The 14213-nt window shown below is 66.0% G+C and carries 14 protein-coding genes and 1 tRNA gene; 8 read left to right on the top strand and 7 right to left on the bottom strand.

The features are described from left to right. The first annotated feature begins 50 nt into the window (after positions 1-50). Both GT755_RS19840 and GT755_RS19835 read left to right on the top strand, forming a co-directional pair. Positions 51-869, top strand: a complete 819-nt coding sequence (locus GT755_RS19840; protein ID WP_161481140.1) for an N-acetylmuramoyl-L-alanine amidase — start codon at positions 51-53, stop codon at positions 867-869. A 15-nt stretch (positions 870-884) separates the two neighbouring features. Beyond that, positions 885-2456 carry a beta-N-acetylhexosaminidase gene (locus GT755_RS19835; RefSeq protein ID WP_161481139.1) on the top strand — a complete coding sequence of 524 codons (1572 nt, stop codon included), beginning with the start codon at positions 885-887 and terminating at the stop codon, positions 2454-2456. Here GT755_RS19835 and GT755_RS19830 read toward each other — a convergent pair. The 5 genes from GT755_RS19830 to GT755_RS19810 all read right to left on the bottom strand — a co-directional run bounded on the left by GT755_RS19830 (position 2427) and on the right by GT755_RS19810 (position 6737). Next, positions 2427-3428 (bottom strand): quinone-dependent dihydroorotate dehydrogenase, encoded by a 1002-nt coding sequence (locus GT755_RS19830; RefSeq protein ID WP_235966985.1) that lies wholly within the window; start codon positions 3426-3428, stop codon positions 2427-2429. The two genes, GT755_RS19835 and GT755_RS19830, sit on opposite strands and share 30 nt — an antisense overlap. Further along, on the bottom strand, positions 3349-3759 hold the full coding sequence (locus GT755_RS39760; protein ID WP_161481137.1) for an STAS domain-containing protein: 411 nt from the start codon (positions 3757-3759) through the stop codon (positions 3349-3351). The genes GT755_RS19830 and GT755_RS39760 overlap by 80 nt, the downstream gene beginning before the upstream one ends. A 4-nt stretch (positions 3760-3763) precedes the next feature. Continuing rightward, complete coding sequence (locus GT755_RS19820; RefSeq protein ID WP_063910179.1) at positions 3764-4483, bottom strand: GAF and ANTAR domain-containing protein; 720 nt, start codon at positions 4481-4483, stop codon at positions 3764-3766. A gap of 62 nt (positions 4484-4545) precedes the next feature. Next, positions 4546-4902, bottom strand: coding sequence for a GAF domain-containing protein (locus GT755_RS19815; protein WP_161481136.1), 357 nt, complete (start codon positions 4900-4902; stop codon positions 4546-4548). A 122-nt stretch (positions 4903-5024) separates the two neighbouring features. Then, positions 5025-6737 (bottom strand): polysaccharide lyase 8 family protein, encoded by a 1713-nt coding sequence (locus tag GT755_RS19810; protein WP_235966862.1) that lies wholly within the window; start codon positions 6735-6737, stop codon positions 5025-5027. A 22-nt stretch (positions 6738-6759) separates the two neighbouring features. On the opposite strand from GT755_RS19810, the gene GT755_RS19805 reads away from it, so the two are divergent. The 5 genes from GT755_RS19805 to GT755_RS19785 all read left to right on the top strand — a co-directional run bounded on the left by GT755_RS19805 (position 6760) and on the right by GT755_RS19785 (position 10311). Continuing rightward, on the top strand, positions 6760-7389 hold the full coding sequence (locus GT755_RS19805; RefSeq protein WP_161481134.1) for an alpha/beta fold hydrolase: 630 nt from the start codon (positions 6760-6762) through the stop codon (positions 7387-7389). Between the two features lie 28 nt (positions 7390-7417). Continuing rightward, positions 7418-8170: a neutral zinc metallopeptidase gene (locus tag GT755_RS19800; RefSeq protein WP_161481133.1), complete on the top strand. Its 753-nt coding sequence runs from the start codon at positions 7418-7420 to the stop codon at positions 8168-8170. Between the two features lie 34 nt (positions 8171-8204). Beyond that, positions 8205-8912 (top strand): neutral zinc metallopeptidase, encoded by a 708-nt coding sequence (locus GT755_RS19795; protein WP_161481132.1) that lies wholly within the window; start codon positions 8205-8207, stop codon positions 8910-8912. Next, entirely contained in the window at positions 8913-9659 is a 747-nt protein-coding gene (locus GT755_RS19790; protein WP_161481131.1) for a neutral zinc metallopeptidase, read from the top strand. A gap of 295 nt (positions 9660-9954) precedes the next feature. After that, on the top strand, positions 9955-10311 hold the full coding sequence (locus GT755_RS19785; protein ID WP_161481130.1) for a hypothetical protein: 357 nt from the start codon (positions 9955-9957) through the stop codon (positions 10309-10311). A gap of 592 nt (positions 10312-10903) precedes the next feature. On the opposite strand, the gene GT755_RS19780 is transcribed toward GT755_RS19785, so the two are convergent. Next, positions 10904-10977 (bottom strand) — tRNA-Phe (locus tag GT755_RS19780). A 132-nt stretch (positions 10978-11109) separates the two neighbouring features. Then, on the bottom strand, positions 11110-12024 hold the full coding sequence (locus tag GT755_RS19775) for a YDG/SRA domain-containing protein (protein WP_161481129.1): 915 nt from the start codon (positions 12022-12024) through the stop codon (positions 11110-11112). 384 nt (positions 12025-12408) lie between these two features. Between GT755_RS19775 and GT755_RS19770 the strand changes: the two genes are divergently transcribed. Beyond that, on the top strand, positions 12409-14061 hold the full coding sequence (locus tag GT755_RS19770; protein ID WP_161481128.1) for a DUF262 domain-containing protein: 1653 nt from the start codon (positions 12409-12411) through the stop codon (positions 14059-14061). Positions 14062-14213 lie beyond the last annotated feature (152 nt).

Genomic DNA, 14213 nt, shown 5'->3' with positions numbered 1-14213 from the left:
ACGCGTAGGTTGGGTGCTTGTAGTGCCCGCCTGCGAGAGGAACCACCGTGATGAAGACTCGTCCGGCGCTCGCCGCCGCCGCTCTGGCCGTGATCGGTCTGGGGACTGCCGCGTGCGGTGGCGGGGTGGCCGCGGGTGCCGAGTCCGCCCCGGCCGCCGTTCAGAAGAGCACTGCTGAAGCGGTCGCCGCCCCCGCGCAGGCTCCCGCGAAACCGCTCGCGGGCAAGGTCGTCGTGATCGACCCGGGTCACAACGGCGGCAACTACAAGCGCCCCGACGTCATCAACAAGCAGGTCGACGTGCTGACCCAGAAGAAGGCCTGCGACACGACCGGCACCGCGACCAACGACGGCTACTCCGAGGCCGCGTTCACCTGGGACGTCTCGGTCCGCCTCGCCAAGCTCCTGCGGGCCGAGGGCGCCACGGTCAAGCTGACCCGTGACGACAACACCGGCGTCGGGCCGTGCATCACCCAGCGCGCCGCGATCGGCAACAAGGCCAAGGCCGACCTGGCCATCTCGATCCACGCCGACGGCGCCGGCTCGACCAGTCACGGCTTCCACGTCATCATGCCGAAGAAGATCAACGGCCCGGTCGATCCGGTGGTCGCCAAGTCGGCCAAGCTCGGCCTCGCCGTGCGCAACGCGGTGAAGAAGCAGACCGGCATGCCCTATGCCAACTACATCGGCAAGAACGCCCTCGACTACCGCTCCGACCTCGGCGGCCTGAACCTGTCGACGGTGCCGAAGGTCTTCATCGAGTCGGGCAACATGCGCAACGCCGGCGACGCCGCCAAGATGAAGAGCTCCTCGTGGCGGCAGGACCTCGCCGAGGCGCTGGCGAGCAGCTTCCAGACCTATCTGAAGTAATCCATGATCGAGGGCATGCACCAGTTCCTGCCTGCCCCCCGGTCCGTCGAACCTCTCCCGGGCGCGTTCCCGCTGGCGCCCGGTTTCGGCGTCGCCGGGGACCTCGCCGAACCGGTCCTGCGGGCGCTCGCGGCCCTGGGCCCCGTCGTCGGTGACCACCCGGTTTCGGTACGCCGCCACGGCGCCCCCGAGTCGTCCACCCTGACCGTGACGGCCGACGGCGTCGAGATCGTCGCGGGCGACGCGGCGGGCGCCTTCTACGCCGCGCAGACATTGCGCCAGTTGCTCCCTGACGACGTCTTCCGCGCCGTTTCCCCACTTTCCGGATATGACGTCCCCTGCGTCCGTGTCGAGGACGCTCCGGCGCTCTCATGGCGTGGCGCGCACCTGGACGTCTCCCGGCACTTCCTGCCCAAGCACGACGTGCTGCGCATGATCGACCTGCTGGCGATGCACAAGCTCAACCGGCTCCACCTCCACCTGGCCGACGACCAGGGCTGGCGGGTCGAGTCGCGGGCCTACCCGCGCCTGCACGAGATCGGCTCCCACCGCGCCCAGACGATCACCTCCCGCAAGGGCGAGCCGGACGCCTACGACGGAATCCCCCACGGCGGCTTCTACACGCTCGACGATCTGCGGGAGATCGCGGCCTATGCCCGGCAGCGGGCGGTCACGGTCGTGCCGGAGATCGACGTTCCGGGCCACGCCTCGGCGATCCTGGCCGCCTACCCGGAGTTCGGGGCCGACCCGTCGCAGCGGCACACGGTCCTGGAGCGCTGGGGCATCTCCCCCGCGATCCTCGCCCCGCTGCCCAAGACGATCGACTTCCTGGCCACGGTGTTCGACGAGATCCTCGGCGCGCTCGGCGAGACCCCGTTCTTCCACATCGGCGGCGACGAGTGTGTGCTGGACGCCTGGGCCGCCTCCACCGAGATCACCGCCTTCCGGCACGCCCAGGGCCTGGCCACGCCCGCAGACCTGCACGCCTGGTTCCTGCGGCGGCTGGCCGACCTGCTGGCCGAGCGGGGCAGCCGGGCGGTGGTGTGGGACGAGGCGTTCGTCAGCGGCATGCTGCGCGAGGACACGATCGTGATGCCCTGGCGCGGCATGAACGTCGCCCGGCGGGCCGCCGCCGCGGGCCACGACGTGGTGCTCACGCCGGTGTTCCCGCTCTACTTCGACTACGCCGAGGCGGCCTCGGCCGGCGAACCGGCCGCACTGGGCGAGACGATCACCGTGGCCGACGTCGCCGCCTTCGACGTCTCGGGCTACCTGGGCGCGCAGTTCCAGCTCTGGTCGGAGTACATCCCCGACGGCCGCACCCTCGACTACAAGGCGTGGCCGCGGGGCTGCGCCATGGCCGAGATCGCCTGGACGGGCCACCCGGCCGGGCCGGACTTCCCGGGCCGCCTGGAACGCCATCTCGGCCGCCTTGACGCGGCGGGCGTCGGCTACCGCCCGCTCGACGGACCCCGGCCGTGGCAGCGGTCACGCCCCCACACGCCGGGCCGGGTCGACGTGGCCGCCGTCATGCGCCATCTCGACGAGCTGACGTTGTCAGCCGACTCGACCCGCCCGAGCATGTAGGTCGCGTACCGAAGACAGACCGTGGCGCTTCAACCGGCGGGCCAGCTGCCGGTTGATGTCGAAGGCCCACAGCGGGCCGCCGTAGATGAGGCCGGTGTAGCCCTGGACCAGCGTGGCGCCGGCCAGCAGGCGCTCCCAGACGTCGTCGACGTCTTCCACGCCGCCCACGGAGACCAGCACGAGGCGGTCGCCGACCTTGGCGTGGAGGCGGCGCAGCACCTCCAGCGACCGGTCTTTCAGCGGGCGGCCGGACAGGCCGCCGGTCTCGGTGCTGGAGACGCCCGCGCGGCTGATCGTGGTGTTGGTCGCGATGATGCCGGCCAGGCCCAGTTCGGCGGCGAGCTCGGCGACCTCGTCGACGTCCTCGTCGGCCAGGTCGGGGGCGATCTTCACCAGCAGCGGCGTGCGCCCGGCGACCGCCTTGACCTCGGTCAGCAGGGGGCGCAGCAGGTCGACGGCCTGGAGGTTGCGCAGGCCGGGGGTGTTGGGCGAGGAGACGTTCACGACCAGGTAGTCGGCCAGGCCCGCGAGGACCTTGGCGCTGGCGACGTAGTCGCGGGTGGCCTCCTCTTCGGGGACGACCTTGGTCTTGCCGATGTTCACCCCGACCACGGCGGGCACCCCGCGGACCCGCTTCAACCGGCGGGCGGCCGCCTTGGCGCCCTCGTTGTTGAAGCCCATCCGGTTGATGATCGCCTTCTCCGGCACCAGCCGGAACAGGCGCGGCCGCGCGTTGCCGGGCTGGGCGTGGGCCGTGATCGTGCCGACCTCGACGTGGCCGAACCCGAGCGCGGCCAGCGCCGGGACGCACTCGGCGTTCTTGTCGAAGCCTGCGGCGAGCCCGAAGGGCGTCGGGAAGTGCACCCCGAACGCCTGGACACGCAGGGACTCGTCACGGGGGGCCAGCACGGCGTGGAGGATCCGCTTCACGACCGGCAGGACCGACAGGGTCGCCAGCAGACGGATCGTCAGATGGTGGATCTTCTCCGCGTCGGTACGGCGCAGGACCCAGGTGAAGAGCATTCGGTACGACATCACCGGCCAGCGTATCCATTTCGAGGTACCGGTCGAAGTCGAGCAGCCGCAGCAGCCGGAGCACCCCGTCGGGCGGGTTCGCGATGGAGACCCGCCCGCGGGCCCTGCGGTGCGCCCAGAGCAGCGTCCGGGCGCCCGCGACGTCGATGAACGTCACCTTGGCCAGGTCGAGCCGCAGATGCGCGGCCCGTCCGGCCCTCCAGACGGCGCGGCGGAGTTCCACGGCGCCGAAGACGTCGAGATCACCTTGCATGATGATCGTGGTCATCAGATCAGATCGCGTGGTCCGGATCTCCACGACCCTGTTCCCCGAGCAGTTCGGCGGCCAGATCGGCAACCCTCCGGCGACTGTCCCTGGCCTGTTTCCGCAGGCCCGTGAAGGCCTGGCTGGCGGTCAGGTCGTGCTTTCCCATCAGGTAGCCGATGGCCCGTTCGATGACCACGCGGTAGTCGAGTGCGTATTGGAGCTGGTCGGCGAGCTGGGACTTCTCCTCCGCCTCCACGGCGGCGGCGATGACCTGCTCGATCACGTGCGCGTAGGCGTGCAGCGCCTCGGTGTCGGACTCCTCCCAGTCGTGGGTGGTGTCCTGGTAGACGTTGAGCGTTCCGACGGGCTCTCCGCCGAGACGCACCGGCACCCCCGCGACGGCCCGCACGTCGGGGTGCAGGAGCGGCGCGAGATCGGGCCAGCGGTCGTCCTTCCGGACGTCGTACGTGGTCACGGCGCCGTCGGTCGTGTACGCGGCCACACAGGGCCCCGCCTGGACGGTCGCCTGGGCGTGTTCGAGGCTGCGTCCCGCCTCGTCGGTGGCGAACAGGTATCGCAGGATGCGATCGGGGTCGGCGAACATCAGGCCGGCCCCGGAATATCCGAAGATCCGGTCGACGACCTGGACGATCCGCTCAAGGTGGTGCACGATCCCGGTCGCCGGAGCGGCCTTCTGCATTCGCCGCAGGCTCGCGACGAGCGCTTCTGGATCGATATGGGTCATTCCGTATCCTCCCGTGAACCTCACCTGTGCGCCGGCGCGGTCGTGGAGAGGTAGCTTCGTGGTCATCTCACCTGCCCAGAGGCGGAGGACTCAGTCCTGCCCCCGGCCATGGCTTCGAGAGCGACGACGACGAGCTCGCCCAGACGCGCGCCTTTTTCCACCTCGGAACGGCTCCACTCGTGACGCTCGTGCGTGTAGAGGGTGAGCTCCCCGATGACTTCCCGGCCCTCGATCAGGGGAACGGACAGGGCCGAACAGCCCGCGCGCTCGAGGACCCAGCCGTCTTCGTCGGTCGCTCCGACCATGCGGAGCCGATCGGTGTCGTCGAGCAGGCGAAGGGCGGCCCCGTCGACCCCGGACAGGTCGGCGACACCTTGCAGCACATTGGCGAGCAGGAACTCAACGCCGGGCCCCGACACGTAGCCACCCCAATGAAATGAGAAAAGGCCCGCGGACACACGGCGGATTCACTGCTGGCCAAGCGTAGTGGGCTCTCTTGATCGCGACTAGCCAAACCCAGGTTTTTCGCCCGAACCGTTGGTCAACCCTGCGATTCGGCGACCAGGAAGTGGCCGGGCCGGTAGAGGATCGCCGACGGCTCGGTGACCGTGATGCCGGCGACCGTGCCGGGCCGCCAGAAGTTCACGGCGGTCAGGTCACCCGCGGTGACGCCCTGCTGGGCGGGCGTGTTGGCCACGACGGTGACGCGGGCCGCCTTCGTGGCGGCCAGGTCGGCGTTGGGCAGCAGCGCGTAGACGTAGCGGGCGTCGGTCGGGTCGGTGCCGTGGTCGAACCAGAGCGTGGTGTATTCGTCCTGCCGCACGCGGACCGAGCCGTCGAAGAGGTAGCCGCCGTGGCCCTCCAGGTGGGCCCAGCCGTCGCCGAGGGTCAGCCGGGCGTGGGTGCGGCGGTTGTCGACGACCGTCTCGACCGGCACCCCGTCGCGGCAGGTGATGCCCGCGCCCAGGCAGACCACCATGTCGTCGAGGAAGATCCACGACTTGCGGGCCTCCAGGGTGCTTTCGAGGCCGAAGAGGTGCTGGCCGACCGTGGCGTGGACGCCGTCGGACGCCCCGCCGACCCACCGCGCGGGCGGGCAGTTCTCGCCCCAGGCGCCGCCCGCGCCGTCGGGCAGGCGTTTGGTGGAGACCGTCGTGCCGGGCAGGCGGTAGGGGTCGACGGTGTGCCAGAAGTCGCCCGAGTAGTGGTCGCCGTGGCCTTCGCCCCACCAATAGAGCATCCCGGCGCCGGTGTGCCAGCCGCGCAGGTTCTCGCCGTTGCCGTGCTCGTAGTGGGCGACCCGGTGGGAGGACATGCTGAGCGCGGCCGTCCAGCCCTCTCGGCGGTGGACCGCGCGGGCGCCGGCGGGCATCAGCCGGTGGCCGGTGGGCGGGTTCGCGATCAGTTCGCGCCAGCGGGCCCGTTGTGATGCGGAGGCCGACTCTCCGAGCAGGTCGAGCGCGTCGGTGAACGCACGGGCCCTTCTCCGGTCTCCGTGTGGCTTGCGCGCGATCGCCCGCCCGCTGACCAGGTCCATCATCCGGCCCTCGTGGAGGAAGGGCAGGAAGGAGTGTTCGACGGCGGCGAAGACGTTCCCCAGGGCGGGATCGGTGATCTCCCACGGGGTGCCGCACAGCGTTCTGAGGATCGCGCCGATCCCGTGGAGCATCGACACCCCGTAGGTGCCCTGGTAGGGGACGGTCGAGTGCTGGATGAAGGAACCGTCGCGGTAGAGGCCGTCGCCGCTCGTGACGTACCGGAAGACCGGGGAGAGCGCCTCGGCGGCGCGGGAGATCTTCCGCGGGTCGCGCGACAGGATGCCGTTGAGCAGCGTGACCAGGCACAGGTCAGTGCGGTTGGCTGCGGTGCTGGTGCCCCGGTAGAACAGCAGCCGCCACGGCCGGACGAAGTGGTCGACCGCCTCGATCAGGCCGTCGTCGCGGTGGCCGACGAGGATCGCGAGGTCGAGCAGCCGCTTGGGCACCCCGATCTCCCAGTTCCACCAGTTCCCGGTCTTGACCGCACCGGCGTGGTAGGCCTCGCGCACTCCCCGGCCGATCGTCTCGGCGACCCTCCTCTTCAGCGCCGGATCGCCCGTCAGCCGGAACTCCCTGGCCATGGCGTGTTCCGGCGACCACGGCTCACCCCGCGACGAGACATCCGCCCAGTTGCGCTCCAGCGCCGGCCAGGCGTCATCGCGACCTCCGGACGCCGGCAGCAGGGCCCCGGCCAGGAAAGCACGCCGCGAGAGCATGTGCCCACCATAGGGTAGGCACATGCGTACTAACGTTCTAATTCCCGGCGGCGGCGCCGGGCCCGGCTACTGGAGCCGGCTGGTCCCCCTGCTCGACGGCGAGGTGATCGCCCTCGATCTGCCGACCGCCGACCCGTCGGCGGGCGTGGCCGAATACGCCGACCTGGCCGTCGAGGCCGTCGGCGACCGGGAAGACGTCGTCGTGGTGGCCCACTCGCTGGGCGGCCTGACCGCTCCCCTGGTCGCCGCCCGCGTCCCGGCGCGCGCGATCGTGCTCATCACCGCGATGGTGCCCAGGCCCGGCGAGACCGGCGGCGAATGGTGGGAGGCCACCGGCCACAACGCCCTGGGCGTCGACTCCTCCGACGAGAAGGCCGTCTTCTACAACGGCGTCGACCCCGAGGGCATCGCGATCGGCGACGCCGCGTCCCGCGACCAGTCGTTCACCCCGTTCAACACCCCTGGTCAGCCGTGGCCCGACGTGCCGGTGCGGTTCCTGTTCTGTACGGAGGACCGCTTCTTCCCCATCGACTTCATGCGCCGCGTGGTCGCCGACCGCCTGCCAGGCGCCGTGACGGGCGAGATCCCGGCCGGCCACATGCCCATGCTGAGTCATCCGAAGGAGGTGGCCTCCTTCATCAACCAGGCATGACCGCCGGTGTCCCACCTAGGATCACTGTGTGCGTTTAACCCCATTCGTCACCGTCCTCGCCTCGCTGCTGGTCGTGGGAGCGGCCCCGGCGTCCGCCTACCCGATCGACGACCGCGTCCTCACCCAGAACGCGCTCTACCGAACGGGCCGGCTCGCACCGGTCGACTGCCCCGAACCCCCGTTACGCGACGGCGACGCGGCCTCGGCCCGCCGCTACGCGACGACGGTGACGACCTGCCTCAACGAGGCCTGGGGAGCGCACTTCCGCAGGAACGGCCTGCCCTTCGCGCCGGTCAAGATCGACTTCCAGGCCAGGCCGAAGGCGTTCTGCGGCCGCAAGTGGGGCGACGCCGCCGGCCGCTACTGCGACTCCCAGCACCGCTTCATGGTGCTGCTCGACCGGGACGCCCTGGCCGACTCGTCGAACCTCTACCTCTACCTGGTGATCGCCCACGAGTTCGGCCACCACCTGCAGAACCTGACGGGCCTGGCCGACGCGTACCGCACCCACCCCTACCACTCCAAAGCCGAGCTCTACCAGCAGATCCGCCGCAACGAACTCCAGGCCGAATGCCTGGCCGGCGTCTTCTTCGGCGCCGTCTGGCCGACGCTGGGCCGCAGCGACGCCGACTGGCAGTACCTGCGCGAACTCGACGGCACCGGCCACAGCCGCACCCACGGCCGGGGCAAGAGCGTGCTGACCTGGCTCGACAGGGGCTTCGCGACCCGCAGACCCGGGGCCTGCAACACCTGGACCGCCACCTCCGCCAAGGTGGCCTGACGTGTTACTCCACCTGACCCTGGCGGCGACCGTCGTGGCGGGCTATCCCGTCGAGAGCGCGGTACTCACCGACAACCCGCTCTATCGAACGGGAAAGATGGCCACCGTCACGTGCCGTGAGTCGCCGGTGTCGTCGATGAGCCGGCCCCAGGCCAGGAAATACTTCAAGACCGTGAACAAGTGCCTCACGAAGGCATGGCGGGCTCAACTGAAGAAGGTCGGCCTGCCTCTGACGGAACCGCATGTCGGCTTCATCAACGGGCCGGAGGACGTCTGCGGCAGCCCATGGCCCGAGGCCGCCGCCCTGTACTGCCCGGACGAGTACGGCTACATCGTCGAACTGGACCGGAACCTGCTCGGCTACGCCGGTGACCTTCTCTGGATGAACATCGCGGCTCACGAGTTCGGACCCCACGTCCAGAACAGCACGGGAATCCTCTACGCCGAGTGGAGACACGTCTCGAGTGGGGGTCTTGAGAGGACCGAACTCCAACGGCGAGTGGAACTCCAGGTTGAGTGCCTGGCGGGCGTGTTCATGTCCAGCGCCTTCGCCTCACTGGGCCGGCCGAAGAGCGACGTGAACGAACTCAAGGACCTGCTCCGGCGAAACGGGGACGAAACCCGGAGCGTCCGTGATCACGGCAAGGGAAAGAACACGGTGGCCTGGTTCACCCGTGGATTCGAGTCCCGCGACCCCAAATCGTGCAACACCTGGACCTCCAAGCCCGGCAAGGTGGCATAGATGCGCGCTCTCCTCGTCTCGCTCCTGCTGCTGGGCGGCACGGCCTACCCGGTCGACGACCCCGTGCTGACCGGCAACCTGCTCTACCGGGCCGGCCAGATGGCCGAGGTCGAGTGCCCCGAGAAACCCGTCGCCGTCGGCAACCGTGACCTGACCAGGAAGTACGTCCGGTCGCTCGTCGACTGCATGAACACCGCCTGGGCCGATCTGATGGGCCGGGTGGGCGTGCCGATGCCCCCGGCGACCGTGGGCTTCGTCAACCGGCGCGAGGTCCGGTGCGGGGTGATGTGGCGGCAGGGCATCCAGGGCCAGTACTGCCCCGCCGACCGCCGCTTCGACATCCTGCTCGACCAGCGCCTGCTGGCCACGCCCCACGACCTCAGCACCTTCCTGCTGGCCGCCCACGAATACGGCCACCACGTCCAGCACATGACGGGCATCCTGTGGGCGGAGGTCAACCTGCCCACCTCCGGCCAGGACGAGGAACTGGAGCGCTCCCGGCGCGTCGAACTGCAGTCGGAGTGCCTGGCCGGGGTGTTCATGGGCAGCGCCTGGAAGTCCCTGAACCGGCCCGCCTCCGACCTGCGGGACCTGCGGCGCATGATGACCCTCGACGACGACGGGGGCGGCATCAACGGCAGCCACGGCTCCCCGCGCAACCGGGAGGCGTGGTTCACCCGCGGCTTCGAGTCGCGGGACGCCCGATCGTGCGACACCTTCAGCGCGAACGAGCCGAGAGTCGGCTGATCCGACGCCCGCCGGCCGGAGATGTCCCGGGCGGCGGCTTTACCTATGCCACCGTCGGCATGTCCGCAGGAGCACGACGAGCGGCAATTCCCGGCCGTTTCCCTGAGGGCGGAGCACGGGGCGCTCCAAACGACGGTATGCCTGATCGGCATTGTGAATGCCCGCGCAAACGCCCGCGCCTAGCGCGCGCCCGCGCATGGGCAAATCTCCTTCGTGACGCCTGGACGCTGTTCTTCGGCGATGCGAACGATGGAGGTGTATCACCAGCGTCAGGCGAACACGGGAGGAGACGCTTATGAACGGTAAGCGAATCGCGCGGTGGAGTGCGGGAGTCCTCGGAGGGTCGGCCATATTGCTCGCGCCGGTGTCGCCGGCCATGGCCGCTCAGCAGGCGGCCGCCGGGGTCTCGACGTCTCCCGCCTCGACCGCGCAGTATGCGGCGAGTGCCTCGACGATGACACCGACGAACCCGTCACCCGCCAAGAAGGATCCTCCTCACAAGAAGAAAGACAAGAAGAAGGGGAAGTGGAATAAACACGGCAAGAAGGGCAAGTGGGAGAAGCACACCAAGAAGAAGTACAAGAAGCACGACAAGTGGGACAAGCACGGTAAGAAGAAGAATAAGACGGAAACGTACGTCAATATCGTGTGAGCGAGAGCCGCAAAGAATGCCGCACATGGGGGATCATGTGCGGCATTCCCTCGTGTACGCCGGCGCCGCCGAGACCAAGTGACGGCGGCGCACCCCTGCGCTGCGTGGAGGCCCTCCGCACCCATCCAGTGCGGTGACCGCTTTTGCCGCGTCGTAGGAGCCGGTGTCGGCTCGTGACGATCAGGCTGAAGCTTTCGACCTTCGCGGGTGGGTTACAGAGCCGCAGTGGATCGTGGCGCCCGCACACCGTGCCGGAAAAGCGAGTGCACCCCAATCGGCACGACGTGAGCAACGTTCGAGCGGGACATGAGCATCGACTCCCCCGGATCGGTCGTCGGGCCGTGGAGGGCCATGCGGCCGTCACGCCGACATCTTCGACAGAGCGCGGACTCCGCGGAGACCAGCGGACGCCCGTGCGCCGTGCCTCGTGTCCCTGCTGTGCGGCTCCGGAATGCCCCGGATTGCTCTACCGACGGCAATTCCGGCCCGGGCGTCGACGGTCACGGCCCGCGTCTTCCCGAGCGTCCCCCCGGAAACGACAAACGCCCAATCCAGAAATCTTGGATTGGGCGTCCCTACTGCTTAAGAGATGTGGTCAGGGGCGGGGTCGAACCGCCGACCTACCGCTTTTCAGGCAGTCGAACCCACGTTCCCACCATTGAGCCTTGACGCGCTGACCAGCGGATGTCCGTCCGTCAGCGTCCGTGGACGTACGCCAGCGTCCGCCTCGGTTGTCACGCAGTTCGTCACGCAGCCAGCCCTTGCCGCCCCCATCCGGAGGACCGCCCAGGGGCAACCTCAGGGCTCATTCCGCGGCGTTCCTACTGTCCACTGCGCACGGTGGTAAGCGACGTAAGTCACATTGATCTGATGTAGTGGGTGAACGCGAAGTGCAGCGATCGTGACGCCGGTCAGGGCATCGATGACTTTGAGATCATCGGTCAGATAGATAGCACCATTGTCAAACCGCACGTGATCATTGGGGCATAGGCACAGCACGTTCTCTTCGACGTCCGGGCCGTGGTGGGGTTGGCCCAAGCCGCGGATGTGGGCGCCTTCGCTGTAGAAGCCCGTTGCTACCTGGATCGCCAGTCCGCAGACTTGGCATTGATGCTCGTGCCATGCCTTCACGTGCTGGACGACAGAGCTGTTGCGAACCAGTCGCTGCACTGTGGTCGTGAGAACAGGAGCCGGGTTTGCCACCCGTGGGTGGACAACTGCCTGTGGTGCTACGGCCGGCGGCGTGGAGATCTGCTCATCTTTCAGTTTGGTGAGCGTGAATCGCCAGATGCGGTACCCCTCGATGCCTACTTTGGCCGCGTAGGAATCGACTTGGTAGAGCCCGTCGTACCGGTAGCCAACGTTCGGTGCGTGGGGTGAGTCCTTGTGAGCTCCTCGCACCACACGGACCGGCAATCCGTCAAGGTGGCTGCGAAGCAGCCCGGCGTTGCCGGGCGCGCTGATCTCCTGGTCTCTGATCTGCTTGCCCGTGTTCGCGTCGCGCCCGCCGTGCCCGGTGTAGACGATGACGTCGCCATAGTCCTCATCGTCGGGATATCCGCCCGAGACCACGATGGAGTCGGTCCCCTCGGCAGCGGTACCCGAGATGCCCGCTATGAGAGGAAGGTGCACCCCGGCATCGCGGACCTCTTTTCTGCTGCCGTATGTCGAACCGACAGGCTGGCCGGCGATATGTCCGAAAGATCGTGGCATGACGTGCATCATGCCACGAGGACCGACAGCCTTGACTACTACGACAGTCCCGAGGCGAGGCACGCCTCAGGTCACGGCAGCAGATTTGTATTCTGCTACCTCCGAGGCCCTGAACAGCGAAAACGCTTATCCCTGTGACCGCGTCACCGCATATTCGCCTAGCCATACGGCGGAAGATCTGCAAGCCGCAGGGCAGGGAGCCGCTTACCCCAACTTGTGTAGTGGCGCTCTACACTCGGCGCCCGTACTCGCGTAATCGAGGGTGACACGTCCGCATCGGCAACCCCACTCCCGGGTGTCACCTGCGCCTTCAAAAGCGGGACATAGCCTTCTACCTCACCGTTACTATACGATGACGGATCGATGAAAGTGGGGTGTAGGGACATGGCGAAGCTCGACAGCGCCACGGTTGCCTTGACGAAATTATTCTCTCAGGATTTCTTTTTTCGAATTCCCGAATACCAAAGGCCATTCTTGTGGGATGACGAGAACTTCAACAACTTGATTGATGATCTGGAATCTGCGGGTTGGGATGAACCTTACTTTCTAGGAACTTTAGTTCTTCACAAGAGCGGGGAATCACAATACGATGTCGTTGACGGACAACAGCGCCTAACCGCTCTCTGCATCCTTTTTGCATGCATGCGAGACGCCCTTCCTAGCGAAGAAAGTGACATTGCGGCAGAGCTGCACGATAAGATCTTTCAGACCGCAAAGAAGCTCGACGCAGTCCCTTCGAGAAACAGATTGCAGGTTAAAGACCAATCCGTATTTAATGCCATGATTAGCACCAAGGGTGGAACGAATCAATCACTACCCAATCTCGACGAGAAAGATACGATAGGGAAGCGGTACGAGTCCGCCCGCCTTATTTTTTCGGCGAAGCTCCGCAAAATGTCCCCCCAAAAGCTGGCCGATTTTGCAATATTCATAACTCAAAAGTGTATGGTTATATATCTGGCTACCGACTCTTTCGAGGACGCATTTCGTCTTTTTACTGTTGTGAATGATCGAGGAAAACAACTCCGTCGCATCGATGTCCTTAAGGCATACAATCTCGACCCAAGAGCCATCCCTTCGGCCGACTCAAGGACACATTACGCCCATCAATGGGAAGCAATGGAGCAGCGGTTAGGAGAGGTTGAATTCGAGCACATCTTTCATCTTCTCCGCCTAATTTATGTCAAGGAGAAAACCCAATACGATCTACATAAGGAATTTACCGAAAAGATCTTCGGCAAGGATGGCTCCCTGCAGCGCGGAATACAGTTCATGGACGTGCTGGATGGGTATGTCGACCTCTACGACGGATTGTTTATTGATCGAGACATCCTCGACGAAGGATCCAACCCTCACGTTCAATATCACTCTCTCATGGAGGCTATGGTCACCTACTTCCCTGCATCCGAATGGAAAGCCTGCGCACTTTTATTTGCAAAGAAGTTCCAGAAAGACAATCTATACGCCTTTGTTCTCGAATTAGAAAAGACCTACTTGGATCACTGGGTTCTGGGAACGCGAAAGGATGAGCGCTACGGCGTATACACGTCCATCCTAAAGACAATCGATCAGGCTAAAGACGCTTCTGCAGTCATCGAGGCCATAAAGGTCGATACTGCAAACATCTTGAAAGCGTGCCGACAATCTAACTTCTACAACACAAGCCACGCCAAGTATCTCTTGGTTCGTGCCGAGATAGTGGCAAGCGAACTAGACCACAAGAGGCATTTTACGGCTAGGTCAATAGAGCACATTCTTCCTCAGCACCCCAAGGCGGGCAGTGAATGGGAATCCCTCTTCACAGCACAAGAACAAGCCGAACTCGTAGACTCCGTCGGCAATTTGGTCCTGCTCTCAAAGAGCAAAAACTCTAAGGCCAGCAATAAGGAATTTGAGGACAAGAAGAAAACATATCTGGCAGACAAGGTCAGCGATTTTCCCCGGAGTATGCAAGTGCTGGGATACAGTACATGGACTCCCGAAATCATCAGGCAGCGTACCGAAGAGTTCGCGTCTACAGTACTGCGCGATCCGTGAGTTTAGACATTCAAGTCGATGGGCGAGAGCCGATCGTTTGAGGCGAAGCCAACAAGCACCGTCATGCTTCCGCACGTTCCGCTTAGGGGTCGAGTACTGTCAAGTGACCGAACATCCATGGTCGTCCGTGGAAGTATGCCAACGTCCGTCAG

Source organism: Herbidospora solisilvae (assembly GCF_009901565.1).
GTDB lineage: Bacteria > Actinomycetota > Actinomycetes > Streptosporangiales > Streptosporangiaceae > Herbidospora > Herbidospora solisilvae.
The sequence above is the reverse complement of the archived record's forward strand: the minus strand, read 5'-3'. Positions and strand labels throughout refer to the sequence as shown.